Genomic DNA, 25,020 nt, shown 5'->3' with positions numbered 1-25,020 from the left:
CTGCAAAGCCGCGCAGCATCTCAGACGGCTCGTGCTTTTATGAAATCAGCACGGCGTGGCCGCAAAAAAATTGCTCGATATGGTGGCGGCCATGCTTGATCTGTTCGCGAAAATTCACGCTCTCGGGATCGTCGGCCTTCATGATCATCTCCTCGATCGCACGGCGATACTCATCAGCCCTTGAGCGGTGGGCGAGAAACAGCTTGTTGGCAATGTAGGCAACAGGAACAACTACCCTTGGCGTGTACAGGAATTGGTTTATGGCCTGGTTTACGCCGAGCGTGAGGGGGTTCAGAAAGTCATCTGCAGCAATGATCCCGTCCGCAGAGAGAACCGTTTCTGCAAGCTGCATGTCGTGATAGACGCTCGCGAAATCATGTGCGCCATCGATGCTGATGAATCGCGGCCGGCCTATCCGGGCCAGTATTTCGCCCGCGCTTATCCTTGACGAATCGCCCTGCCACAACTCGTACGAACTGGCTGCGTCCTCGCCCAGCGCCTTGCGCATCTCCTCTGCAACGCGCTCCACAGGGGCGAACTGGAACGTGTCCACTCCCAATACGGTATTGCCCCTGGCTTGAGCGCTATCGAGCAGAATGGAAAAGTAGCGCCCGCAATAGACGCCGATCTCCATCAAATTCCCCTCGATGCCGACATCACCCTGCCAAGCGAGAATATCGATCGTGCGGCGGGCCGTGACGGTATGGAGCCAGCCGGGGATTGTCTCGACTTTTGTGCAAATTTCGTAGTCCGTAGTTCTTTTTATCATTTTTATCATATACTTAATTTGGTTTTTTAGGCGATACCGCATCATGCGGTCCGGTTCTGCCAAAACTCCTGGACATTCAAATTCAATATCTCGTTCGACAAGTCGATCGCATTGGACATCAAGCCAACCGGCATCCGGGCACCCCAGTTAATCTTGGATACTCTTTCCGCCTGCGCGCCCAGATCGAAAACGATCGGGGGGATTTTCATTTTCAGGGCGAGGGAAAGCGCATAGCAGTAGGTTTCCGGCCAGATGCTCGGGATCAGGACGAAATCGGGCTGGTGCTTCACCAATTGCCGGACGGCTTCCTGTTCCGAGCGATATAGCCCGCTGATCCTCACACCCGCCTTGAGAAGAGCGTCGTCCTTGTTGCTGTAGCCGACCAATAAATATTCGATATCCAGGTTTCGATTTTTCGAATCCGCAGCGAGCGCCGCGACGATGTCGCTCCCCTTGTGCGGCCCTATCGCGCCGACAATGGCGATCCTGAGTTTTCCATCACGCTTTCTTCGCTGTGCCACCGGCACGTCGGGCAGGTGATCGGCGTGGGGAGAAACCCGGAAATCCACGCCGGGAAACTCATCCGCCAGGATCGTCCGGGCAGCCTCGCTAGGCACCTCGACACACGAGGCCTGCTCAAGGAAGTCCTTGTAGGCCAGAATGCGCTCACCGGGATCACACACATCAGCGCTGCCCGATCGATCGCTCATATTGGCCCATTGACAGCGCTGCTCGAACGTCGGAACACCTGCATAGGCATTGTCCGGCCGCAGCAACTGATAGTGGTGGCTGATTGCAGAATAGTCGTGACAGATATAGCTGTAAGGGGCATCTGCCGCGCGAAAAAGTTCCAGTAATTTCCGGTGCCAGTGCCAATCGAGACCGGCAAAGCTGTTGACGTGAAAGAGCGACGGCTCCAGCTGTTCCAGCAAGCTGGTGACGAAAACCCACTCTGTTCTCAAGTCGAGGCTAGAAAGATTGGGAAGGTAGAGCTCATCCTCGTCCGAAACCTCGATGCTCAGCCGATGAAGATCATGAACCCTGACCGTCAGGCATCGTGCGCCCTCGCGTCTCAGCTCCGCTCTCTTCTGGTCCAGATAGGTTTCGATCCCGCCCGCCCAGCTGTGGGTCACCATCACCACGCATCCCTTGAGCTTTTGTACAAGCCTTGCGCCATCCAGCCTTCGGCGCGCAAAAAGGGTCGAATCTGCCGCCATATGACCACGGACGAGATCGAGATAGTTTGGGTGCTTTATGGTGAGCGCTGCCTGTCCTTTTTTGTAGTTTTCATCCTTTATGCCGGAGAACGACACCGAACCGACGTGAAAAACAAACACGTCGCAGGCAAGCAGGTTCTTGTATCCATTATTCAATGCGCGCATGCAGAAATCGTTTTCCTCCCCGTAGCCGACCTTGAAGGCACGTGCATCCAGAAGACCGATCTGCGAAATGATCGAACGCCTCATAAAAAAGCAGAAGCCGACGCCGGTCGGTGCTTCCACAGCAATGCCACGATTGATCGAAGCAGCAATCCTGTCCAGCTCAGACGGGCTGCATTCAAGAGAAAGAAAGTTGTTCCGATCGAGTAACGGGTAGCTGCAAAGCGTGGCGTTGTTCGACAACGGCGTTATCGTTGCGACGGCCGGATCGTTGTCGGCATGTGCAATCAGCCGGCCGAACCAGCCAGGGAAAACGTAGGCATCGGAATTCAGCAAGACGACGTCAAGATCGGCAGAGAGTTCGCGGATCGCGTGATTTACGGTCTGGACAAAGCCCCTGTTGCTCCGGCTGTGGTGGTAGTCGAAAAGACCCATTTTTGACAGGTCCGCAAGAGCCGCGCTCAGTTTTCCATCCGGACTGCCATCGTTCACGACGAGAAGACTGTAGTCCTCACCTTGTCGGGCGCGGAGGGCATGATAGATCGAAGAGAGCGTTTCCTCGTAGCCTTTGAAGACGGGAAGTATGACGACGGCGCGTGTGGACGCGTCCCGCATCGCTGGGGAAACGTCACCCCACGCCTCGGTTTCCGGCGCCGTCGGGATAAACCAGTATTTTCCACTGACAGGATTGGCGCGCGCCGCTCCGCCCTGGCGGTTGCAGAAGTGATGCGCAAGCGGAAATTCGGCGTTGGTTAGATCCCTATGTCTATTTTGATAGAATGGGGCATCGAAAAAGGGGGACGGATTCCGGTTTTCCTTCCAGCCGTAGAGAAGATAGTGGACATCCGGACGTACGCCCGCCTGGCGTACGTCCGGATTTTGCGCAAGATAGAATTCGCCGTCGAACTCCGCATCCATTGAAACCAACACGTCCTGGAAAGACGAAGTGGTTCCGATCAGTGCCGCCAAGATTTCTGCTGTTTCCTCCAAATGATGAAAATCATATGACGCTTTTGTCGCAATAAAAATACTCCACGGATCTCCCTGCACCCGGATCAACCGACCGAGTTCAAGGCCATCAACATCGCCAGACGTATGACCGAGTATATCCTTGTAGACCAATCTTGATTCAGCGATATTTCCCGACCGGGCCAAGCACGATGCGAGATTCAATTTTGCAGGGATCAGGGAGGGGTTAATTCGAAGCGCCTGCCGATACTTTTCCGCAGCAGAATTCCATCGGCCCTGCTCTCTCAAGCGGTCGCCTGCGCAGAGAATCCGATGGAGATTATTTTGAGCGTTTCGCCTGAACCAATGTGAAATGAACACTCTAAATTTCCTGAACACGCACCGTTTCGTCAACAGCGAAGCGCGCTATTACAGACGGCCGCACATCGAACAACTAATTGTTAAAAAATACTTTTATCGTAAATTCACCTGCCTAACCCTCGCGAAACAAACGCAAACGGGCGCCTGACAGGCGTGCTCTTCTTGGCATGGGTTAGGCTTACAGGGCAATCGATTGCAAGTGGATTTCATACGAAAATGCGCGTCGGCAACAGGAGCCGAGACGCAGTTCCCTCAGTTGAAAGCTTCGCCAAAAAAGTCCGACACGGCGTTGTCCATTGCATCACGCCAAGGTGTCGAATATCACCGCCCACAGCCTATCAACGGGCTGCACCATTCCACGGTTTTTGCCGGCGAAAACCAGTAAACGAGAAGCTGAACCCGCTTTGCCAGTAATTCCCGAACCTCTCGAAGCCACATTCGAAATAGCCGCGCGGCGCGCCCGAAATTGTACCTTATTCTCTCCGGAAAAATATTTGCTATCCAACCCGGACGTCGCTGCCGCAGGGATGGATCCTCATGAACATCTGGTAAAATACGGGTGCTTCGAAGGCCGCGAAATCTTTACTCAGCTCCAAGCCACCAGGTTTGTAGGACAGGTCGCCTGCGAGGCGCACGACTATCAGCCACCGCAGCCGATCGCTAGTTCGTCGAAGGGGCAACTGAAGATCATTGTGCTTCATTCCACACTCGGCAATTTCTTCATGCACAACGGCGCCGCACAACTGGCTGCCGGCCTCCGGCGCGCTGGCGCCGACGCCGTTCTGCGTGACGAGACAAGTGATCCTGGCGAGGTTTGCGATCACCGGATCATTTTCGCACCGCATGAATTCTTCCACGCTGGTCGTGGAGCAAAATGGCGCGTGGACGAAATACTGACCACCTCCTTTTTCCTGTCCACCGAGCAGATCCAGACGCCGTGGTATGCAGTCTCATTCCCGTACCTGCTGGCAGGCAAGGGCGTGATCGACGGGCATTTTCATTCGATGCGCCTTCTGGAGCGCAGCGGCGTACCGTGCGTGCACTACACTCCGACACCGGCACTGGAGGTGGTGAACTTCGACGGATCTTTCGTCAACCATCCGCTCTTCGCCGGACTGCCGGCCGCTGCGAAGAGGAAACCCGACGTGGCGGACGCGCTCGAAGACAGGCCATTGGATGTATGTTTTGTCGGCACGGACAGCCCCCACCGAGAGAAGACACTGGCTCGCTGTGCCCCGACGCTCGCAAACTATCGCTGCTATCTCTACTATCGGCGGCTGCAACGGGGGCCTATTGCCGGCTCCGACCAATCACTGGTCTCACTGGCAGCCCATGTTTCGGGGCATTCGAAGATCACGCTGAATCTGCATCGCGACTATTTTGGCGCTTTCGAGTGGTTCCGCATCGTCCAGCTCGGAATGTGCTCGGGAAGCCTGGTGCTAAGCGAGCGAGGCCTTCCTGCACCCGGGTTCAAATCGGGCGTCCATTACCTGGAATGCGACGCGCGCCATATGGCGGAAGTCATCGACTGGTTGCTCAAAGACCCTGACGGCATGCGGGAAGCCGAAAAGGTCCGCCGCCAGGCTTCGGCTGCCATCGAGGAGCAGCATCTAGCAAACCGACAGGCGGAAGGCTTGATCGCATTTCTTGAGGCCAACCGATGATCGCTCTTCCGGTAAACAAGATTGACGTTCTGTTCAGCCATGACTCGAACAAAAAGCCGGACGACGCGATTGCGGTTGCGATCAGTCTATACAATTACGGGTTGTTCATCCGGGAGTGCCTGGATTCTGTGGCCGCCCAGAGCCACGAGAATATCGAGCTTGTCGTCGTTGACGATTGTTCGTCCGATGGCGGGGCAGCAACGGTTGCCGACTGGATGAAGTCCAACACGGATCGCTTCGTCCGGTCTTCACTTCTGAGACATTCCCGAAACCGAGGCCCGGCCTTCAGCAGAAACACGGCCTGCGCACACGCCAATTCAGATTGTATTTTCATTCTCGATGCCGACAACGCCCTGTATCCGCGCGCGCTTGCCCGACTGAAGGAAGCCCTCGACGAAACGGGAGCCGGCGCCACCTATTGCCAGCTGGAATTTTTCGGCGACATCAATCGGATTGGCGACAGCGACATCTGGCGGAAGGAAACGTTCCTCAAGGGCAACTATGTCGACACGATGGCCCTGATCCGCAAAGATACCCTCCAGCAGGTGGGTGGATACTCGCACATCGAAGGCGGCCTGGAAGATTATGATTTCTGGTGCAAATTGATCGATCAGGATATCGACGCTGTTTTCGTTCCGGAGATACTTTGCAGATATCGGGTTCACGCCAACTCGATGTCGCAAACCGTGGCGAACAGGAACGAGAATTCGGTATTGCAGCAACTTCTGATACGCCATCCGTGGCTGGATTTTTAACCGGCGAAAGGGAGCCCTCGGCTGAGGCAAAGGCTGCCAATTCCCCGCGTATCGCGAACACCGACATGCTCGGCTCCCTATTTGACGGCGAAGAAGGTACGCATCAGGGCGCGGAGCGTTTTGCGGCGGAGCGCCCTGCTTTGCACAGGGGTGCAACAATCTGTGCAGAACCGGTACGAGATTGAGCCTCAATGCAGTCTCCTTCCATGGGCACCCTTGCGGAACCCGCTCTTTCGGCGGAAGAAATGGTCGAGCTGTGCTTTGCACATACCGGCAAGGGTCAGTGAGGCATGCAACCAATTCCATCAGGGTGAGCCAACGTGTCGACCTTCCGGAGCAACCCGAAAAAACCCTCGGTCAGCGCGATCCGCGTGGCAGAGCTTGCCGGCGTATCGCGTTCGGCCGTCTCTCGCACCTTCACCGATGGCGCCAGCGTTTCGCCGGCAACCCGAGCCAAGGTTCTCGCGGCGGCAGAGAAACTCGGCTACCACGTCAACCATCTGGCGCGGGGGCTTATCCATCACCGGTCGGGCATCGTCTGCCTCATCGTCGCGGAATTGCAGGCGCCCTTCCAGGCCAATGTCGTGGAGATCACGACGCGCAAGCTGCAAGCGACCGGCAAGGTCGTGATGGTGCTGAATACGGCCGGACAACCGGAAAATGTCGAAGCGGCGCTGCGCCAGACGCTGAACTATCGCGCCGATGCCACCGTCGTCGTCTCAGGCGCACCGCCTGTTTCGCTGATCGAGACATGCATCGAGAACGGACAGCGCGTCATCCTCATCAACCGCAACGATCCGATTGACGGGCCGGAATTCGTGCTCGTCGAGAACGAAGAAGCCGCGCGCGAAGCCTGCCTTATGCTGCACCGGGCCGGATGCCGGCGTCTTGCGGTGATCAGCTCTACCGCCGGAACGCCCAGCATCATGGCCCGCGAACAGTCCTTTGTCGCGGCGGCGGCCAAACTCGGCCTCGAAACGCTGGTCAGCCGCGCCGGCCCGACAGGGTATGCGACGGGGGCCGAGGGGGCGCGACAACTGCTCGGCGCAACGGACCGCCCGGATGGCGTGTTCTGCGTGACGGACCTGCTTGCGCTGGGCTTCATGGATGTGGCGCGACTGGAATTCCGCCTCAGCGTCCCGGACGACCTTTGCGTCATCGGTTTCGACGACATTCCCGAGGCCGGCTGGCTCGGCTACAACCTCACCACCTTCCGCCAGCCGATCGGCGAGATCGCAGACCATATCGTCGACATCATAGCGAAGGACGAGCCGTCCTCCACGCAGACCAAGCGCCTTCCTGCTCGGGTCGCCTGGCGCAAGAGCGTCAGGCCATGACACGCATCACAGCGGTGTGACGACAAGGCCGGGCAGGCTAAGCGCGAAATCGCGGTTCGCCGGACGGTCGAGATAGGCCTGCATCATGCCGAGCAGGATGGCAAAGCGCGCCGCAAGGCTGCTCCCCTCGATCCTCGGTGCTGCGGCGCAAAGACGCCGGTAGAAGGCAAGCCGTTCTGGTGCGATGTCCTCGTGGCTGAGTTCACCGGCCTTGCGCAGGCGATACCAGTCCTCGACGAATTCGCTCAGCGGAAAGACCGGTGCGCCCGCAGACGGCAACCCGAGACTTTCAAGCAAGTCCACGACCGTGCGCGACCGGACGAACGCCACCATGTCCTCGGGCCATTCACGCAGCAGATACCGCCCATGCACCAGATTGACCAGATGGTGACTGAGAAACGCGCCGTGATCGGGCGCCCTGCTTTCCGGTAGCTCGGATCTTCCCTGCTGCTTCGCTTCCGCCCGATAGGCAGCGAAGGCGGCATCGTGACCCGGCACGTGCCGCAGGGGCTGCGTGCGAATTTCCACCCGGTCGTCGCACAGGTCGACGATCTTCAGGCTCGTCCCGTAACCGACAGGCGAGGAAACCGCGACATTGGCGAAGCGCCCGGCCCGACCGTCATAGCGGGCGGTGTCGTTCACATGGAGGTGCCCGGAAAAATGCAGCGGGACACCGGTGGCGGCAAAGGCCTCGGCTACAGCTGCCGTCGGCGCCCGGCGGGCAAGGCCCGTAGCACCGAAGAGCGCGACCTCATCGGCCGAAACGCCGCCGAGCGGATCGAGCGCCGGATAGTGCGAGAAGGCAACGAGGTGCTTGCCCTTGGCTGCGGCCCGCGCGGCCACGTCCTTCATCCACGGCAGCAGGTGCGCGCGATGCTGCAGGACCGCCTGCCAACCGCCATCGGTCGGATCGCGGAACTGCGCGGGATCGCCAAGATCATCCGCCCCGTCGCGCGGCACGCAGACATTGGCGTCGATGGCGAGCACCCAGAGCCCCTCGATCGGCTCCACGAGGTAGGAAGCATCGATCATCCGGCAGGCCGTACCGCCATCCGGGCTCAGGACCGTATAGGTCCGGGCCGACCAGTCGGGATCGCTGCCGAAGGGGCTCTCCCATAGAAGGTCGCCCGGTTCCGGCTCAAAACCGAGGCTCGCAAGCATGGCCAGCGCCTCGCCTGTGCCAAGCGTCGCGGCTTCGGGGCAGTCGGCGCTTTTCACCAGGACGGGCGTGCCATCGGCGGCCAGGAAACTCTTGTCTTGCGGACGACCGACGAGGGCATAGAAATCGTGGTTGCCGGGGGTCATCAGCACGCGGATGCCGTGATGCTCCCGGTATTCGTCGATGATCGCCAGGGCCGCCAGAATGTTCGGCCGTTGGCCGTCATCGGTGAGGTCACCGACAAGGAGCACGACCTGCGCTCCCGCCTCCACCGTCCGGTCGAGCGCGGCGCGGAAGGCCGGGATACTTTCGTTGAAGATGCGGGTCGAGGCGGCCGTTTCGGCAAAACTGCGCACCGCCCCCGTAAGGCCCGTGCCCTCGGGAATCCAGCTGCAATCGTGGACATGCGGATCGGCAATGACAGCGATGCGGATCATGCCGGAAGCTTGGCCCGCGCTGCGGCCCGCGCCCGTTCGGCTTCGACCACCCGAACCCAGCCGGCGGTGTTTTCCGCCGCGGCGATCAGCATCGGCTTCGGCGTCTCGTGCCATTCGTCCGGCCGCAACTCGCGCTTGACCCGGATATGGCCGATGGCGGCGTCGAGCGTCGGGAACTCCTCGGGAATCTGCAGGTGCAGCAACAGCGCCGCAAGTACGACCGAACGCGAGCGTCCGGCGCGGCAGTTGACCAGCACATTGCCGCGCTCACGCATGGGGTAGCTCGGCTTTTCCGGCAGCACCTGCTGCAATGCACCAAGCAACTGGTAGTAGCCGGCGAGAAGCATGGTGTCGGGATTGCCAGGGCCATCGACGATGCCGAGCTTGTAGTAGCGGATGGGCGCCGGACCGTAGCCGACACGGCTGTCATACGAAATCTCGTCAGGCGCCGCGACATAGTTGAAGTCGAGATTTACGGCGCAGTTCAGCACCGTGGAAATACCGTTCTCGCGCAGCAGCGGAACATCCGACGCGCCTTCGCGCCCGCCGACATAGAGGTCCACGCCAAACCCGGGCAGGTTTTCATAGACGAGGCTGATCGGCGGGCGGTCGTAGCGGGGCGTGTTCCTGTCGCTCATGCGATTCTCCTTTGGTCGTCTTCTTTTGCATCTGCCACGAGATCCGGCCCGGCGAGTAGCGGAATAGCCGTCGCCTTGGAAAGGACCGCAGCAACCCCGGGCGCGGCCGCCAGAACCGGCGCGCCGGCAAGCAGCCCACCGAGCGACAGGAACGGCCCTGTCACGCCACCCGCCTCGCGTACGAGCAGGAGCCCGGCAAGGCAATCCCAGGAATTCATGTGCAGCTCGGCGTAACCATCGCTGCGTCCGTCGGCAACATAGGCGAGCCCGAGCGCGCCGCAGGCACCGCGGCGTACATTGCTCCCCGCCTCGAAGAGCTCGTTGAGAGCACCGATATAGCGGGCGAGCGGCCGGCGGTTCGACCAGCCCATCTCGAAGGACGTTGCGGCGATATCCGTGGTTCCCGACACGCGGATCGGCTGGCCGTTGAGGCTGGCCCCGCGGCCGAGGCGTGCGAGATAGACTTCGTCCAGAACCGGATTGACGATGGCGCCGAGCTGTACTTCACCGCCCGCGATGAAGGCGATGGAGATGCAGAAATGCGGGATGGAGCGGGCAAAATTCGCGGTGCCATCGATGGGATCGACGACCCAGGCCTGGGCGCCGGGCTCCCCGCCCCCCTCTTCCCCCAGAAAGCCATCTTCGGGGAAAACTGCCGCGATCCGGGCCTTCAGATGGCTTTCCACCTGACCGTCGGTCTCGGTCAGATAATCCTGTGGCCCCTTCATGCTGACCGTTTCACCCGCCTGGCGGGCAAAACCGGCGCGGGCAATATCCCCCGCCTCGCCTAGCAGCTCCCGCAGGAAGGCTTCCCGGAGATCGATCGCCCGATCGTCAATGCTCATGCGACAAGTCCTTCTTTATGCGTGCTCGTATTCATGTCTGTGTTGCGCCCTGCAAAGACTTCAGCGGCGATGGCGATGCCCCGGATAGTACAATCACGCCTGAGAGCGGCGTGGAGAGGCGGGCCGAAAACCGGCCCGCCCGTTTTCGCTCAGCGCTTGTAGTGGACGCGCCAGAAATCCTGCCAATCCTGGCGGCTGTCCCAGTCGTCCAGGCCCGTGGCGGGGCTGTAGGTCAGCACCGAGTCGAGATGAGCGCCGATGCCGGATGGCTCGTCCGCGGGCAGGCCGACCTTGCCGTTGCTCGAAAGCTTGCCGTCTTCCGCCTGCGGCGCAATGCCTTCGGCCGTCATGGCATAGCGGATGAAAAGCCGCGCCGCGTTCGGGCTGTCGGAGCCTTTCACGATCACGCCAACCGTCGGGTTGGAGAAACCGATGATGGGATCTGCGCCAGTGCAAAGGCCAAGCGTAAAGCCCTTGCCCTCATTGTCACGGAACTTGGCGGAGGCCACGAGACCGATGAAGGGTTCACTCTGGCCCGGTGCAGCGACCGCTTCGGCGGCGGACGAATCGGAATCCGTCAGCAGGGGACCGTTGGCCGCGAGTGCCGCGACAAAGGCCTGCGTCGCACTGCCGAGATCGGTTTCCAGCTTCTTGCCGTATTGCTTTTCGTAGGCTGCGGCGACCTTGTCATCGATGCGGCTACGCATCTGGTTGAACCAGTCGGTGTAGGACGGCTTGCCGAGCGGGTCCTGCATCGCGAACCTGCCCTTCCACTCCGCCTCGGTCAGCTGCCAGATGTTGGTGATCGGGCACTTGTCGTAGAGCTTGGTGTTGTAGGCGAGGATGTTGGGGCTGGAGACGATCAGCAGCGGATTCTGTGCCTCGGACGCAATGTCGGCGGCAAGGTCCGGCGGCACCCAGGTCTCCACGAAGCCCGCCGGTATCAACTGGCCGATGACCGCAGACGGATCGGAGATGAAGGACACGTCGGTCTGGATATTGCCGGACTGGGATTCGCGGATGATCGTTTCGAGCTGCGCTGTCGCCTTGGACTTGGCACCCTCCGCCTTCAGGCCGTATTTGGCGTTGAAGCCCTCCACCATGTCGACGATCTTGCCGGTGCTGTCATAGACGGACAGTGGCGGCTCTTTCCTGGCTGCTTCGATCAGGGCGTCGAGGTCGAAATCCTCGGCCAGCGCCGGCGCCGCAAAAACCACCGTCGCGGCGAAGGCGACGCCTGTCATCAAGCCTTTCATGCTTCTTCCCATTCGCTGCATTTCTGTTCTCCTCCTTTTGATTGGCAGACCGCGAAGACTCCCCTTCCCGGCCCGCTGCCTGTTATTTCCTGTAGGTGATCCGCGAGAGGCCCAGCCAATTCTGGCGCTTCTCGAAATCTTCGCCACTTCCGCATGTCCGTATTCCGGCCCGTCTCCCCCATCAGATGGGCGGGGCAGGTTTGTTCATTTCCGTTCAGGCGGCGCGCGCCAGCGCGTCGTCCGCGTCGGAGAGGCGGTTTCCGGCCTTGTCGAAGACATGGAGAGCGGTCGGTCGGACATGTACGAACACGCGCTCGCCGACCTTCAGCACGGGGCATTCCGTGGTGGTGGCAAAGAGCGTGCGGCCATCGACATCCAGTTCGATGATCCAGCTGCCGCCGGTCGGCAGGATGCCATTGACCTCGGCCGCATGGCGGAAGCTGCCACCGGGAACGGCAGCCTCCGAGCGCGCGATCTGCAGGGCTTCCGGACGGATGCCCAAGGAGCCGATCCCGACGCTCTCGCCGAGCCGACCGGCGAGCCAATGCGATGCGGTGCGGTCCAGCGCATGGCTGGTCGCGGTTTCAAGAATATTGATCGGCGGGCTGCCGACGAATTCTGCGACGAAGCGGTTTGCCGGCCGGTCGTAGATGTCGTTCGGCGTGCCGAGCTGCTGGAGACGGCCCTCGCTCATGACGGCAATCGAGGTAGCGAGCGTCATCGCTTCCCATTGGTCATGCGTGACGAAGACGATGGTCGTGCGGAAGTCCGCGTGCAGGCGCTTCAATTCCGCGCGCATTTCAAGGCGCAGGCGCGCATCGAGGTTGGAAAGCGGCTCGTCGAGCAGCAGCACGCCCGGATTGATCGCAAGCATGCGGGCAAGCGCAACGCGCTGCTGCTGGCCACCCGAAAGCTGCGAGGGATAGCGGTCGCGGTACTTCTCGATGTCCAGCGCCTTCATGATTTTCGTCACGCGCTCCTCGCGCTCGGCCTTCGCCACCTTGCGCAGCCGGAGGCCGAAGTCCGTATTGCGCTCGATGGTGAGGTGCGGCCACAGCGCATAGGATTGGAAGACGAGGCCCATGCCGCGCTTTTCCGGGCCGATGAAGGCGCCGCGCGCGGGGCTATCGACAATCTTGTCACCGACACGGATTTCGCCGTCGGTAAGGTTTTCAAGGCCCGCGATCATGCGCAAGGTCGTTGTCTTGCCGCAGCCGGAAGGGCCAAGCAGGCACATGAATTCGCCGTCGCCAATTTCGAGGTCGAGATCGCTCACCGCATTCGGCGAACCGGCGCCATAGGATTTCTGTACATTGCTGAGAATGATATCGGGCATCAGTTTCCGAGTCCTTCGGCGAGGTTCGTGCGGGTGAGCTTCTGAGCGAGTACCGTGCCGCCATAGGCAATGCCGGCGATGATCAGCACCACCGCATTGGCAGCCTGGGTATAGTTGTAGTCGACAAGGCGCAGCGAGAAGGTCGTCAGCACATCGGTTGCCGGTACGGCGAGGATCACGAAGAGGCTGAGCCCCTTGATGCCGGATATGAACGGCAGCAGCACGCCCGTCACGAGGGATCCCTTCTGGATCGGGATGACGATGGTCATCATGCGGCGGAACCATCCAGCGCCGACGATCTGCGCAGCTTCTTCCGGATCCTTGCCGAGCTGCGTCATGGCCGAGATGCCGGCGCGGGACGCATAGGGCATCTGGTCGGCCATGAGCGCAAGAATGAGGATCAGCGTCGTGCCGTAGAGGCCGGGGATCGGCCCGCGCTGCACGGCGAAGAGCGAGAGATAGGCGGCGGCGAAGGCAATGCCGGGCACCAGATAGGGCATGAACGTGACCTGCCGGAGGAAGAACGCCAGCGGCCGGTTGTTGGTGCGCACCACGACATAGCCAGTAAGGAGGCCGAGGATACCGGAACAGACCGAAGCAATGCCGACGATCCAGATCGTGTTGAGCGCCGCCTGCCAGAGATCGGGGCTCAGGAGGATACCTGTGCGCATCGCGACCGTCGGCAGGTCCTCGCCGATCCAGTAGTCGAGCGTGAAGTTCGACAAGGCGAAGCTGCCGGGCTGGTGCATGATGGTCGAGAGCAGCAGCGTGAGCAGCGGCATGCCGACAGAGAACACGAAGACGGCCGCAGCAAAGCCCGTTGCGGGCCAGCGCCAGCTTTTCAGCCGCGACAGCCGGTTCATCGAGCCTTTGGAGCCGACGGTGACGAAGCGGCGCGCCTCCCGGGCCAGATAGGCGTCTATCATGATGGCAAGCACGCCGATCAGCATGATCGCGCCGGCAAGCACACCCGCCACGCCGCTCTGGCGCGAACCGATCGAGCGATAGAGCGAGGTCGCCAGCACATCGAATTTCACGGGCAGGCCGAGGACATAGGGGACGCCGAACTCGCCGAGGCACTTGGCGAAGATGAGCAGCACGGCCGAGAGCAGCGCCGGGCGCATCAGGGGCATGATGACCTGCGTGGCGACCACCCAGCCTCCCGCGCCGAGAATGCGCGCGGAATCCTCCAGCTGGCTATCGAACCGGCGCAAGGCGGAGCCGAAGAGCAGGATGACGAAGGGCGTATAGTGCAGCGCGAGGATGATGGTGATCGGAAACTGGCCATAGGCAAGCCAGTCCGGCGGCGACAGCCCTATCGCCTCGAACCAGCCCGGCTGGCCGCCGACGGTGCGGTTCTTGAACAGGGTCGTCCAGGCAAGGGCAAAGGTCCAGGCCGGCAGCATATAGGGTACGATCAGCGCGGTTGCGAACCAGCGTCGACCGAAGACATCCGTGCGCGCGATCAGCCAGGCCAGCACACCGCCGACCGATAGCGAGATCGCAATGGCGCCGAAGGCGACCTTCAGCGTGTTGTACAGCGGTTCCCAGAACAGATCGTAGGCAACCGGCGAGCCGAAGGCGCGATAGAGATAGTAGGATGTGAGGCTGCCCGTCGCGCCCGCGGTGCGCCGTTCATCGCCGAACTGCACCGTCGCCGCATCGGCAAGGATGGACAGGATCGGAACCACGATGAGATAGGCGAACAAGGCGGCCATCACGATCGCGATCATCGTCGTGGGCTCGCGCATCGCCAGCCGCAGCTTGTAGCGCCAGCGCGCACCGCCGGCGGGCGCGCCCGCCAGAACAATATCAGGCAAAGCCATGGGGCCTGCCTCGGCGCATGTTTTCATTAGAATTCGCAAAGCCGTGCAATTGTTCCTCCCCGTCGGCTGTCACCAGCCAAACCAACAAGCACGACCAAACCGGGAGAAATCCCCCCATCCCGGCTGGTCACTGCCTGCAATCAACCATCGAAGGTCATTGGCTGTCAATAAAAATTTGCACAGCTGTGCAAAAGGCGTTTTATCCACAAAAGCAACAGGGGAGCAAAGCCGCATGGCTGCTCTTTTTCTGGTTTGGGGGCAAGCTTCGGAGACGGCATCGGCAACCGGCCTTGAAGGACTGGAACGCCCACTGGCGCGCCAGCAAGCAGGCTTGCCCGTGTCGCTGCCTGAGGCATCGGTGGGCGCGTCGCGCAGGCCCCTGCCCTTCCAATCCGCTCAGAAAAGCGCGCCCTTCGCTGAAACCCTTTGCGCGGAATCAATACCAGTTTAACATCAGAAAAGTTTTTTCCGGGATTTCGCCGCAGGGAGCGCGCTGTCCATGACCGATCGACCGATCCTCGACTTCCTCGCCGAAGAGCTTTCCGCCCGCAGTGACGAACCCCTCTACAGGCAACTGGAAAATGCCCTGAAGCAGGCGGTCGCCGCTGCCCACATCAAGCGCGGCGCCGTCATCCCGAGCGAGCGCGTGCTGAGCCAGGTGCTCGGCCTGTCGCGCGTCACCGTGCGCAAAGCCATCGACGGCCTCGTCTCGGACGGCTTCCTTGACCGCCGCCAGGGCGCCAAGACCGTGATTTCCTCGCGGCTGGAAAAGTCGCTGGCCACGATGACCAGCTTTTCCGAGGACATGCGCTCGCGCGGGCTCGTTCCCGGCTGCGTCTGGATTTCCCGCGAGATTTCAAGGCCTTCTCCGGCCGAAATGATGGCTCTCGGCACTTCGGCCAGCGAAAAGGTCGTGCGCCTGCGCCGCCTGCGCACCGCCGACGGCGTGCCGATCGCCATCGAGATGGCCACGTTGCCCGCCCGCTTCGTGCCCGAACCGCAGGCCATCGCAGACTCGCTCTACGAGTATCTCGAAGCCTCCAACGCGCTGCCGGTGCGTGCCCTGCAACGCATGCAGGCCAAGCCCGGCACCGAGGAGGAACGCCGGCTCCTCGCCGCGCCCGACGACGCCTCGCTGCTCATCATGGAACGGCGCTGCTTCCTGGCCGACGGGCAGATCGTCGAGTTCACCCAGACCAAGTATCGCGGCGACGTCTACGATTTCGTCATCGAGCTGATGCGATAATACCAGTTCAAAGCCTGTTGCCATCTGGTCTTGTTTTGCTACCATCCTGCCATTGACAGGAGATCGCCGCGTGCCGCTTGAATTCAAAACCCTCGACAAGGGCCTGATCGTATCCTGCCAGCCCGTAAAGGGCGGCGCCATGGACAGGGCCGACATGGTCGTCGGCTTCGCGATGGCGGCGCTCGACGGCGGCGCTGCGGCGCTACGCATCGAATCGGCCGACTATGTCGCCGCCGTGCGTGCGGCAACCGACCGGCCGATCATCGGCCTCGTCAAGCGCGACCTCGACGACAGTCCCGTGCGCATCACGCCGTGGATCGAGGATGTCGACGCGCTCGCCGAAGCCGGCGCAGACATCATCGCCTACGACGCCACGCAGCGCCTGCGCCCTGTAGCAACCCGCACGCTCATTGAGCGCATCCATGCCCACGGCCGCATCGCCATGGCCGACTGCTCCATCCTTGCGGATGCCGAGCAGGCGCTTTTGGAAGGTGCCGATGTCGTCGGCTCCACCCTTGCCGGCTATACCGGCCCCGTCGAGCCGACCGAACCCGACCTCGACCTCGTCGCCGCCATGCGCCGCCTGACGCCCCATGTAGTAGCGGAAGGCAATGTCCGCACCCCCGCACAGGCCCGGCAGGCGCTGGTCGCCGGCGCATCCATGGTCGTGGTCGGTTCCGCCATCACGCGGCCGGAATATGTCACCGCATGGTTCCGTTCGGCGCTCGACGAGGCCATCGCCGGCATGGGAGCCTGACCGGCATGGCGCGCGACGGCACCGTCCTTGCCCTCGACATTGGCGGCACCAAGATGCTGGCGGCCCTGGTGCGTGGGGATACCGTCATCGAGGCGCATACCATGCCTACCCCGCGCAGCGGCGATCCCGAAGAATGGCTCGCCGCCCTCTTTGCCGCGATTGCCGGCTGGAAGGGGCGCTACGACACGGCCGGCGTCGCCGTCACCGGCATCATCGATGAAGGCTGCTGGTCGCCGCTCAACCGCCGGACGCTCGATATCCCGGATCGCTTCCCGCTCGTAGCGACGGTCGCAAGGCTTTCCGGCATCGACCGGGTGCTGGCCGCCAACGACGCGCAGGCCGCTGCCTGGGGCGAATATGCCCATGGCGCCGGCCAGGGGCACGATCTGGTCTTCCTCACCGTCTCGACGGGTATCGGCGGCGGCATCGTCGTGAATGGCCGCCTGCTCGGCGGCCTTGCCGGCCATTTCGGCCAGTTCCGCAGCCTTGGCGAGGAGGGCCGCACGCTCGAGGACAAGGTTTCCGGTCATTGGATCGCCGCGCAAGCCGAAGCGCACCGGCCGGACGCCACCGCGCGCGATGTCTTTGCGGCGGCGGCGGACGGTCACGGCTGGGCATGCGCCATCCTCGCGGCTTCCGCGCGCCAGATCGCGCTTCTTTGCGGCAATATCCAGCTCGCGCTCGATCCGGCCCGCATCGTCATCGGTGGAGGCATCGGCCTTGCACCGGGTTATCTCGAATCCGTCCGGCAGGCCCTGGGAGTTCTGCCGCCACGGCTCACCCCGCAGCTCCACGCCGCCGCGCTCGCCGAAAGAGCCGGCGTGGTGGGGATCGCGGATCTCGCACGACGCCAGAACTAAACCGAGGGAGAACAACATGACTTTTGCCAGAATGAAGAAGGGCGGCCTCATCGCCGCAGCGATCGCCAGCCTGCTGGCCGGCCCCGCCTTTGCCAAGGTTACCGTGCTCGGCTGGCCGGGCGGTCCCGAAGAGGCCGCGCTACGCGCCGCCGCCGATGCCTACAACGCAAAGGCGGACGTGGCCGACGACAACAAGGTCGAGCTGCTGTTCTTCAACCGCGACGGTTTCTGGGACAAGCTGCAGGCCGACCTCGCCGCCGGCTCGACAGCCTTCGACGCCAACCTGCTGGCCACCTATTCCATCGGCCGCTATGCGCCCTTCATGGAGCCGGTCGAGCTGTCCGACGAGGCCAAGTCCGTCTATGGCGAGCAGGTACTCACCACCATGCAGTACGAAGGCAAGCAGTACGGCGTGCCGACCGACCTCTCGCTGCACTTCATGTACTATCGCACGGACCTGATCGAGGCCCTGCTGAAGGACGACGCGGCCAAGGCCAGGTTCGCAGAAATCTCGGAAAAGCACCTCGGCAAGAAGCTGGAGCCGAAGACCCCCGACGAGTGGACGTGGGACGACTACGCCGCAACCGCGCTCTACTTCACGCAAGCCGTGAACCCTGACAGCCCGACCCGCTACGGCACCGTGCTGCAGCTGAAGAACCTGCTGTTCAACATGATGGTGTTCCAATCGCTGCCGCGCGCCTATGGCGGCAACTGGATGGACGACGCCGGCAAGGTCACGGTGGATTCGGAGGCCTATCGCAAGGGTCTGGAAACCTACAAGCTGCTCTATGACGCCGGCGCGACGCCGCGCGACTCGCTGTCCTACGAGTTCGCGGAGGCCAATGCCGCCTACGCTTCGGGCCAGATCGCCGCGATGGTGCAGTGGAATGGCGCCGCATCCGAACTGATGTCCAAGGAGAAGTCGCCTTCCGTCGGTGACATTACGGAAGCCGTAGCCCCGCCGACAGGTCCCGAGGGGCGCTTTACCCATATCCACGGCCTCGGCTTCGGCCTCAACAAGAACGCCGAGAACAAGGATGGCGCGATAGCCTTCATCAAATGGCTGTCCTCGAAGGAAGCCGCGCTCGTCTACGCCAGAAACAGCGGTGCGCCGGCGCTGACACCAGACGTCGTCAAGGACGTCGCCGCGGAACGCCCCGACCTCGTCAAGCTCGGCGAATTTGCCGGCAAGTACGGCTATGTCATGAACGGCGGCACCACGGCCAAGGCGCTTTCGGTCTACGAACTGCAGGCCAAGGAGTTCACCGGCTACTGGTCCGGCCAGCAGTCGCTGGATGAAGCGCTGAAGAACACCGAAGCGGGCATGACCGAACTGCTCAAGTAAAGCGTTGCCGGTGGCGGCCTTCCCGCCACCGGCCTCTCTCCAGGAATGCCGAACCAGGATCGATCGATGACAACGAAGACGCATCGCAGCCCCGTGTCAGAGTTCCGCCTGCTAACGGTGCCGCTGGTGGCGTTCCTCCTCATCTTCCTTGGCTTTCCGGCCCTCGTCAATCTCGTCTATTCGGTCTCGCAGGTCAGTTTCGAGACCCTGCGCACCCCCGAAATTACCGGCTTTGGAAATTTCGTCGCGGTGTGGAACGACGCCGCATTCTGGCAGGCGAGCTGGTTTTCCCTGCGTTTTGGCCTGTTGACGGCTGTGCTGGAATGCGCGCTCGGCCTGTTCCTCGCCATTTTTCTCGCACCGCTCATCGAACGGCGAAGCTGGCTGATGGCGATCATGATGCTGCCGCTGATGGTGGCGCCGGCGCTGGTCGGCCTGATGTACCGCCTCGTTCTGCACGAATTCGCCGGCCCCGTACCCTATTACCTCTGGGCCTGGTTCGGCGCGAGCCTCTCCTTCCTCGGGCCCGATTCCGCCTTCTGGACGCTGATCGTCGTCGAGACCTTGCAATGGACGCCCTTCGCCTTCCTGCTCTTCTACATGGCCTATCAGGCAATCCCCCGCGAGGTCATCGAGGCTTGCGCCATGGACGGCGCGCGCTATCACCACCGGCTCTGGTATATCGAGCTGCCGCTGATGGCGCCGACGATCGTGGTCGCCCTGCTCATCCGCTTCATCGACGGCTTCCGCGTCTTCGACAATGTCTATGTGCTGACCGGTAGCGGCCCCGGCGGGTCCACCGCCTCGCTGTCCATCTATATATACGAGGCCTTCTTCAAGCAGGGCGCCATCGGCAAGGCGGTCGCCGCCTCCGTCATCCTGTTCCTCGCCTCGTTCGCCGTTCTCTACGGCCTCAACGCCATCGCCGCCCGGCGCAAGGGAGCCGCCCGATGATCAATATCCTGCGCTGGATCGTCTTTTGCCTCGCTGCCTTCGCGATGAATTTCCCCATCCTCGTGACACTCTCGACATCCTTGAAAAGCCCGCGCGAGCTGACCGCCAATCCCGGTCTCTGGGTCGAGGCGCCGACCCTTGAAAACTACGCGACGGTCTTCACCGTCTCCGACAGGCTGAACATCTTCCTCTATCTCGCCAACAGCTTCGCGGTGGCCGCGCTCGGCACGCTGCTGGCGGTCGCGCTCGCATTGCCCGCCGCCTATGCCATCGCGCGCGGCAAGGTCGGTGAGCGCACGCTGCTGCCGCTCATCGTCAATCTGCGCGCCGTGCCGCTCATCATCTTCGCCATCCCGCTCTACATGATGTTCCAATGGTTCTCGCTGCTCGACACGCGGCTCGGCCTCGGCCTCATCCTGACCATCGTCAACCTGCCGCTGGCCCTCGTCATCCTCGTCAACGCCATCCGCGACCTGCCGCCCGAACTCGACGAGGCCGCGCTGATCGACGGGGCGACGCGCCGGCAGATCCTCGTGCGGGTGATCGCCCCGCTCTGCCGCCCGGCGATCGTAACCAGTGTGATCTTCGGCTTCATCACCGCCTGGAACGAGTTCCTCTTCGGCCTGATGCTGACGACGTCCAAGGCGGTGCCGATCACCGTCGGGGCCTCGTTCTTCTTCGCCGCCAGCGGCGGCGGCGTGCAATGGGGCGTCGCCTCGGCCGTGATGATCGTGGGAGCGTTGCCGCCCATGCTGCTCGGTCTTCTGATGTATCGCCAGATCAGCGGTTCGATGACGGCCGGCGCGGTGAAGGGCTGATACGGGTTTTCCCGCAGTTCAATCGCGCGCCGAAGCAGCGCCGGACGAAAACGTCAGCAGAGCGATGACAGCCACCAGAACACGCAATGTGGCGCGAATGACCCCTCGTCGGGATGTGTCCTCAGGGCCGTTGTCCTCAGACGGCTCCATGGCCTCAAACTCGCCCGGCACGCGTGCGCCTTGGCCGGACGGCCGGCAGGATAGAGGCGATGGGGCAGGTTCCATGATGGGTCTCCGGAGAATCCTTCCGAAAACCTAGCCATTTGCTCCTCGCCACACCCCCGCCGTTTACAGGGGGCGCATCGACTTTCTCAGACTTGAACGGGCGAACTGCTTCAACCGCCCGATCTGCCCCCACAAAGTGCCCGCGCATTGAGAAGACCCCAGCCATATGTGGCATCCTTGCCGGGTTTTCCGATGTCTTCGGCGGATTTCATCAGCTCCGCTTCGGCCTCGCGCGGCGTAAGGTCGGGATTGGCGGCAAGCAGGGCGGATATCGCCGCCGTCACGAAGGGGGCGGCAAACGAGGTACCGCTCTTCTGCCGCGCCCCCGAGATCGAGGCCGCTGTCCAGACACCGACGCCGGGTGCGGCGATATCGATATAGGCGCCGCGCACCGCCCTGCGATACGGATTGCGCGCCGCATCGACGGCTGTCACAGCGATCACGTTTTCATAGGCCGCCGGATAGACCGGCTTGGCGTTCGGGCCGTCATTGCCGGCTGCCGCGACCAGGATCGTTCCGCCTTCGACCGTCGCTTCCACAGCATGTTTCAGCACAAGGTTGGACGGTCCCGTGAGGCTGAGATTGACAACCCTGACATCCCGCTGGACCAGCAGGTCGAGTGCGCGGACAAGATCGTAGACATTGGCGATATCGGCCGTTTTCCGGAAGCGCTGGAAGGCATCCACGGCGACGAGTTCGGAGCCTGGCAGCAGACCCGGTACCCGACTTCCTGGTGCACCGACCAAAAGCGCCGCCACGGCCGTGCCATGCTGTTCGCCCGATTTCACTCCCTCCCCATTGCCGAGGTCGATAACCTCCAGCCGGGTATTCGCCAGAACGGCGTGTTCTTCGTTGATCGCCGTATCGATGAGCCCGATACGCTGGGGCTTCAGGCAGCTGGTGTCCGTGCCGTCCGGTTCGCTCGGCCAGCCGACCATATGACGCATCAGCGCGCATCCCTCCCGCGCACAGGCAGCACTTTTCTCTGCCTGAGGCTGATAGAAATGATTGTAGTCGACCGTGGCCGATGCGCTTCTGGCCCGAACAGCCTGTCGCGCCGCATCGAGCGTCATGCCTTGCGGAACAATCAGCCGGACCATTTCGCGACCGATCAGCGCGATATGAATACGATCGTCGATCACGAAACCGTCCTGCACCAGCCCGGCGATCGCGCTGTCGTCGAGGCCGGCGGCGACGATCTCGCGTGCCGCCTGTTCGGGAACCGCCACAGCGCGGCGGACCGGCGCCCGCCGCGTCTCGCGGAAGGGCCATCGAAACAGCGGACGAAGGCTGCGTTGCGTGCCGCGATCGTATGCGCCGCCGCCACCGCCGCTGCCGCCGCCACTACCCCCGTCATCGTCATCATCTGCGTAGGCGATGGCAATGCCCGTTCCAAAGCGAACGTCCTGCGCAGCGGGCAACCCGACAACCCCGGCGACCACCCCGGCGGCAAGAAGCGACAGGCGTCGGAATTTTCGGGTTGAGACACTCAACATGGCATTTCTCCGATCGGGTCTGCTTCTTCGGCAGCCCCCTTCCTGACATCGTATCCTCGACATACGTCAGACTCGACAGGTTATTCCATCTCATGCCAAAGAAATCGCATGACGAATGACATGCCGACCGTTCCGGAAAGGCTGGTAGCTTTCCTGCCGAACCTAAGACGCTTCGCGATCTCGCTCTGCCGGTCGCGGGAGTTGGCCGACGATCTGGTGCAGGCGGCGTGCGAGCGCGCCATTCTCGCGGCCGACAGTTTTGCGCCGGACAGCCGGTTTGACGCCTGGATGTTCCGCATCCTGCGCAATCTGTGGATCGACCACCTGCGCCGGCTGAAGACGGCGGGCCCGCATGACGATATCGACGAGGCGCAAGATGTGTCCGTTCCCTCCGGCGAAGCGGCCAGCCATGCCCGGATGGAGCTTGCCAAGGTGACAGCCGCCCTCCAGAAGCTGCCGGTCGAGCAGCGCGAAGTGCTGGTACTGGTCTGCGTCGAGGAATTCAGCTATCGCGACGCGGCTGAAGTGCTCGGCATCCCGATCGGAACCGTGATGAGCCGTCTTGCCCGGGCGCGAAAAAATCTCATGGAGCTGACGGGAATAAGTTTCGGCGAGACGCGTTCGTCCGATACGAAAGGCGGCGTTCTATGAGCAAAGACGATTTCGACGACGAAACTTTGATGGCCTTTGCCGATGGCGAACTGGACGAGGCCCGCAGCCTTGCGCTGGAACAGGCGCTTGAAACCGATGATATGCTGGCCGAACGGCTCGCCATCTTCCTGGACAGCCGGCAGCTGGTAGGGGATGCGCTGAAACCGCTGATCCACGAGCCGGTTCCGGCAGCGTTGCTTGCCTCTGTCGAGAAAATGGTGGACGAAGCGAAGCATCAGGGGGAGCGCGAGGACAATATCGTGTCCTTCCGCGCAAAACAGCCGCCGCCCGCAGCGCCTGCGGCAACGCGGCGCTGGTTCATGCCGCTGGCGGCGAGCCTCCTGGTCGTTGCCACGGGCGTTGCCGGCTTCACGCTGGGTCGCCTGGGCCCGTCCGCAATGGGTTCCGATGCGGATATCGCTGCCGCCCTCGACCGTGAGGCTTCCGGCCAGGATGTGCAGCTTGCCGCCTCAGGTACCGTGCTGCATGTCGTCGCGTCGTTCCGGGATGAACGTGGCGACCTCTGCCGCGAATACGAACTGAAGCACCCGGAAAGCAGCACCTTGACAGTTGCCTGCCGCCAGAACGGCGCCTGGGCAACGCGGCTGGCGCTGACGACGCCGCGAGCCGAAGGCTATGTGCCCGCCTCTTCGCAAGACACGATCGACACCTATCTCGCGTCGATCCAGGCGAGCACACCGCTTTCGCCCGAGGAAGAACGCAAGGCACTCGCACCCTGACGCTTCAGGGCCTGCGTCCGGCGGCCCCATCGCACTACCTTTCGAGAGCTGGAGGCTGCTGGACGTCCTGCGTTCAAGGATAGCTGGCGGCACACGCACTGCATTTTTCTTTTCAAACGCCGGGAATAGATCCTCTCAATCCCCGTTCTTCTCGCATCGAACATGAGGAGAACTGCGATGGCACTCGCCCTTCTGAAAAAACCGCAGCCGCGTCTGACCTTTCTCTGCCGCAAGGAAGACGAGGGCGTGATCCCCGCCCCCGTGCGCGCCAAAACAGCCTTGCCCGACTGGTTTCGCCAACTGCCGGCCGTAAGCGAGGCCCACGTCTCGCCCACCAACAGCGGACTGACGGTGAAAAGGTGCATGCCCTTTCTCGACGCGATGGCAACAGGCTGGGTCATCGGGCTTGCGGCGAGCGTGCGCATGGAAATCTCCGACGGCGGCCGGACGGTCGATTGCGGCTGGGATTTCGACCGCACGCTCGTCAGCACCCATGCCAGCCACCAGGTCGCCGGCAATCCGCGCGAGCCGCTGCCGCCCTGCAAGTTTCACAACTACTGGACCATCCGCACGCCACCCGGCTGGAGCTGCCTCTTCGTGCCGCCGCTCAACCGACCGAACGGCGTCTTCGAGGTCGTTGCCGGCGTCGTCGATACCGACACCTACCAGTCGGAAATCCACTTTCCCTTTTTCGCCATCGGCCAAGATGGCCTGCATATGCTGGAGCGCGGCACGCCGATCGTTCAGGTCATACCTTTCCGCCGTGAGTCATCCGACCTCGACGCCGACATTCGCAGTGAGACCCAGCCAGAGGGCGACATTCGCAAGACGATCCTGCGCAAGACGCTTGCATCGGACGGCTGGTACCGCCGGTTCGCTCGCGCCCAGCGATAGGGCTCAAGCCGGATCAACTGCCTTGACCGTCGCTGCGCACCGCAGCGGCGGCGATACCGCTTGAACCAAAAATCCAGCATATACCATTGAAAATATTCAAATTTATTTGGAATAAACTTCGTGCGTCACCGTTCCTCCCTCGCAGCCAATGAGGCTGACACTCAAAGGAGAAACGTCATGAAGAAGGTCATCGCAATCCTGAGCGCGCTCCTGGTGGCAGGCGCCGCGGCACCCGCCCCCGCCGTCGCGGACGACCCGGTTCACCGCTTCCTTCAGAAGATTACGCGCAGCAACAAGGCGACCC

The 25,020-nt window shown here is 62.1% G+C and carries 19 protein-coding genes and 1 pseudogene; 11 read left to right on the top strand and 9 right to left on the bottom strand.

The window, feature by feature from the left end; all coding sequences use genetic code 11:
* Window positions 1-37: 37 nt before the first annotated feature.
* Both WA950_RS19630 and WA950_RS19625 read right to left on the bottom strand, forming a co-directional pair.
* Window positions 38-814 carry a class I SAM-dependent methyltransferase gene (locus tag WA950_RS19630; RefSeq protein ID WP_424553403.1) on the bottom strand — a complete coding sequence of 259 codons (777 nt, stop codon included), beginning with the start codon at window positions 812-814 and terminating at the stop codon, window positions 38-40.
* Window positions 811-3,477: a glycosyltransferase gene (locus WA950_RS19625; protein WP_424553402.1), complete on the bottom strand. Its 2,667-nt coding sequence runs from the start codon at window positions 3,475-3,477 to the stop codon at window positions 811-813. The genes WA950_RS19630 and WA950_RS19625 overlap by 4 nt, the downstream gene beginning before the upstream one ends.
* Window positions 3,478-3,773: 296 nt before the next feature.
* Between WA950_RS19625 and WA950_RS19620 the strand changes: the two genes are divergently transcribed.
* From WA950_RS19620 to WA950_RS19610, 3 genes are all read left to right on the top strand, one after another.
* Complete coding sequence (locus tag WA950_RS19620) at window positions 3,774-5,141, top strand: hypothetical protein (RefSeq protein WP_424553401.1); 1,368 nt, start codon at window positions 3,774-3,776, stop codon at window positions 5,139-5,141.
* Complete coding sequence (locus WA950_RS19615; RefSeq protein ID WP_424553400.1) at window positions 5,138-5,896, top strand: glycosyltransferase family 2 protein; 759 nt, start codon at window positions 5,138-5,140, stop codon at window positions 5,894-5,896. The genes WA950_RS19620 and WA950_RS19615 overlap by 4 nt, the downstream gene beginning before the upstream one ends.
* Before the next feature lie 320 nt (window positions 5,897-6,216).
* Entirely contained in the window at window positions 6,217-7,233 is a 1,017-nt protein-coding gene (locus WA950_RS19610) for a substrate-binding domain-containing protein (RefSeq protein ID WP_424553399.1), read from the top strand.
* A gap of 6 nt (window positions 7,234-7,239) precedes the next feature.
* On the opposite strand, the gene WA950_RS19605 is transcribed toward WA950_RS19610, so the two are convergent.
* The 6 genes from WA950_RS19605 to WA950_RS19580 form a co-directional block, all read right to left on the bottom strand.
* A complete protein-coding gene (locus WA950_RS19605; protein ID WP_424553398.1) occupies window positions 7,240-8,829 on the bottom strand; it encodes a metallophosphoesterase family protein in 1,590 nt (529 codons plus the stop codon).
* A complete protein-coding gene (locus WA950_RS19600) occupies window positions 8,826-9,467 on the bottom strand; it encodes a dual specificity protein phosphatase family protein (RefSeq protein WP_424553397.1) in 642 nt (213 codons plus the stop codon). The genes WA950_RS19605 and WA950_RS19600 overlap by 4 nt, the downstream gene beginning before the upstream one ends.
* A complete protein-coding gene (locus WA950_RS19595) occupies window positions 9,464-10,312 on the bottom strand; it encodes an inositol monophosphatase family protein (RefSeq protein WP_424553396.1) in 849 nt (282 codons plus the stop codon). The genes WA950_RS19600 and WA950_RS19595 overlap by 4 nt, the downstream gene beginning before the upstream one ends.
* Window positions 10,313-10,461: 149 nt before the next feature.
* Entirely contained in the window at window positions 10,462-11,589 is a 1,128-nt protein-coding gene (locus WA950_RS19590) for an ABC transporter substrate-binding protein (RefSeq protein ID WP_424553395.1), read from the bottom strand.
* 193 nt (window positions 11,590-11,782) lie between these two features.
* A complete protein-coding gene (locus WA950_RS19585) occupies window positions 11,783-12,904 on the bottom strand; it encodes an ABC transporter ATP-binding protein (RefSeq protein WP_424553394.1) in 1,122 nt (373 codons plus the stop codon).
* Complete coding sequence (locus tag WA950_RS19580) at window positions 12,904-14,730, bottom strand: ABC transporter permease (RefSeq protein WP_424553393.1); 1,827 nt, start codon at window positions 14,728-14,730, stop codon at window positions 12,904-12,906. Before WA950_RS19580 ends, WA950_RS19585 begins: the two co-directional genes overlap by 1 nt.
* A gap of 499 nt (window positions 14,731-15,229) precedes the next feature.
* Between WA950_RS19580 and WA950_RS19575 the strand changes: the two genes are divergently transcribed.
* The 5 genes and pseudogenes from WA950_RS19575 (at window position 15,230) to WA950_RS19555 (ending at window position 20,710) form a co-directional block, all read left to right on the top strand.
* Complete coding sequence (locus WA950_RS19575) at window positions 15,230-15,976, top strand: GntR family transcriptional regulator (RefSeq protein WP_424553392.1); 747 nt, start codon at window positions 15,230-15,232, stop codon at window positions 15,974-15,976.
* Window positions 15,977-16,115: 139 nt separating this feature from the next.
* Window positions 16,116-17,593, top strand: a pseudogene (locus WA950_RS19570) (putative N-acetylmannosamine-6-phosphate 2-epimerase).
* A gap of 16 nt (window positions 17,594-17,609) precedes the next feature.
* Window positions 17,610-18,938 (top strand): extracellular solute-binding protein, encoded by a 1,329-nt coding sequence (locus WA950_RS19565; protein WP_424553391.1) that lies wholly within the window; start codon window positions 17,610-17,612, stop codon window positions 18,936-18,938.
* A 66-nt stretch (window positions 18,939-19,004) separates the two neighbouring features.
* Window positions 19,005-19,892: a carbohydrate ABC transporter permease gene (locus tag WA950_RS19560; protein ID WP_424553390.1), complete on the top strand. Its 888-nt coding sequence runs from the start codon at window positions 19,005-19,007 to the stop codon at window positions 19,890-19,892.
* Window positions 19,889-20,710 (top strand): carbohydrate ABC transporter permease, encoded by an 822-nt coding sequence (locus WA950_RS19555; RefSeq protein WP_424553389.1) that lies wholly within the window; start codon window positions 19,889-19,891, stop codon window positions 20,708-20,710. Before WA950_RS19560 ends, WA950_RS19555 begins: the two co-directional genes overlap by 4 nt.
* Before the next feature lie 335 nt (window positions 20,711-21,045).
* On the opposite strand, the gene WA950_RS19550 is transcribed toward WA950_RS19555, so the two are convergent.
* Window positions 21,046-22,431: a S8 family serine peptidase gene (locus WA950_RS19550; RefSeq protein WP_424553388.1), complete on the bottom strand. Its 1,386-nt coding sequence runs from the start codon at window positions 22,429-22,431 to the stop codon at window positions 21,046-21,048.
* A 108-nt stretch (window positions 22,432-22,539) separates the two neighbouring features.
* On the opposite strand from WA950_RS19550, the gene WA950_RS19545 reads away from it, so the two are divergent.
* From WA950_RS19545 to WA950_RS19535, 3 genes are all read left to right on the top strand, one after another.
* Window positions 22,540-23,082, top strand: coding sequence for an RNA polymerase sigma factor (locus WA950_RS19545; RefSeq protein ID WP_424553387.1), 543 nt, complete (start codon window positions 22,540-22,542; stop codon window positions 23,080-23,082).
* Window positions 23,079-23,822, top strand: a complete 744-nt coding sequence (locus tag WA950_RS19540) for an anti-sigma factor family protein (RefSeq protein WP_424553386.1) — start codon at window positions 23,079-23,081, stop codon at window positions 23,820-23,822. Before WA950_RS19545 ends, WA950_RS19540 begins: the two co-directional genes overlap by 4 nt.
* Before the next feature lie 177 nt (window positions 23,823-23,999).
* Window positions 24,000-24,716, top strand: a complete 717-nt coding sequence (locus WA950_RS19535; protein ID WP_424553385.1) for a DUF6065 family protein — start codon at window positions 24,000-24,002, stop codon at window positions 24,714-24,716.
* Window positions 24,717-25,020 lie beyond the last annotated feature (304 nt).

The sequence above is a fragment of the Shinella sp. genome (assembly GCF_049651085.1).
Lineage (GTDB): Bacteria > Pseudomonadota > Alphaproteobacteria > Rhizobiales > Rhizobiaceae > Shinella.
This window is presented reverse-complemented; position numbering and strand designations above follow the sequence as displayed.

Bases quoted from the DNA above. Each gene is read 5' to 3' on its own strand.
- WA950_RS19630 (WP_424553403.1), bottom strand. From the start codon at position 814: ATGATGCGGTATCGCCTAAAAAACCAAATTAAGTATATGATAAAAATG.
- WA950_RS19615 (WP_424553400.1), top strand. From the start codon at position 5,138: ATGATCGCTCTTCCGGTAAACAAGATTGACGTTCTGTTCAGCCATGAC.
- WA950_RS19605 (WP_424553398.1), bottom strand. From the start codon at position 8,829: ATGATCCGCATCGCTGTCATTGCCGATCCGCATGTCCACGATTGCAGC.
- WA950_RS19600 (WP_424553397.1), bottom strand. From the start codon at position 9,467: ATGAGCGACAGGAACACGCCCCGCTACGACCGCCCGCCGATCAGCCTC.
- WA950_RS19595 (WP_424553396.1), bottom strand. From the start codon at position 10,312: ATGAGCATTGACGATCGGGCGATCGATCTCCGGGAAGCCTTCCTGCGG.
- WA950_RS19590 (WP_424553395.1), bottom strand. From the start codon at position 11,589: ATGCAGCGAATGGGAAGAAGCATGAAAGGCTTGATGACAGGCGTCGCC.
- WA950_RS19585 (WP_424553394.1), bottom strand. From the start codon at position 12,904: ATGCCCGATATCATTCTCAGCAATGTACAGAAATCCTATGGCGCCGGT.
- WA950_RS19580 (WP_424553393.1), bottom strand. From the start codon at position 14,730: ATGGCTTTGCCTGATATTGTTCTGGCGGGCGCGCCCGCCGGCGGTGCG.
- WA950_RS19575 (WP_424553392.1), top strand. From the start codon at position 15,230: ATGACCGATCGACCGATCCTCGACTTCCTCGCCGAAGAGCTTTCCGCC.
- WA950_RS19565 (WP_424553391.1), top strand. From the start codon at position 17,610: ATGACTTTTGCCAGAATGAAGAAGGGCGGCCTCATCGCCGCAGCGATC.
- WA950_RS19560 (WP_424553390.1), top strand. From the start codon at position 19,005: ATGACAACGAAGACGCATCGCAGCCCCGTGTCAGAGTTCCGCCTGCTA.
- WA950_RS19555 (WP_424553389.1), top strand. From the start codon at position 19,889: ATGATCAATATCCTGCGCTGGATCGTCTTTTGCCTCGCTGCCTTCGCG.
- WA950_RS19550 (WP_424553388.1), bottom strand. From the start codon at position 22,431: ATGTTGAGTGTCTCAACCCGAAAATTCCGACGCCTGTCGCTTCTTGCC.
- WA950_RS19545 (WP_424553387.1), top strand. From the start codon at position 22,540: ATGACGAATGACATGCCGACCGTTCCGGAAAGGCTGGTAGCTTTCCTG.
- WA950_RS19540 (WP_424553386.1), top strand. From the start codon at position 23,079: ATGAGCAAAGACGATTTCGACGACGAAACTTTGATGGCCTTTGCCGAT.
- WA950_RS19535 (WP_424553385.1), top strand. From the start codon at position 24,000: ATGGCACTCGCCCTTCTGAAAAAACCGCAGCCGCGTCTGACCTTTCTC.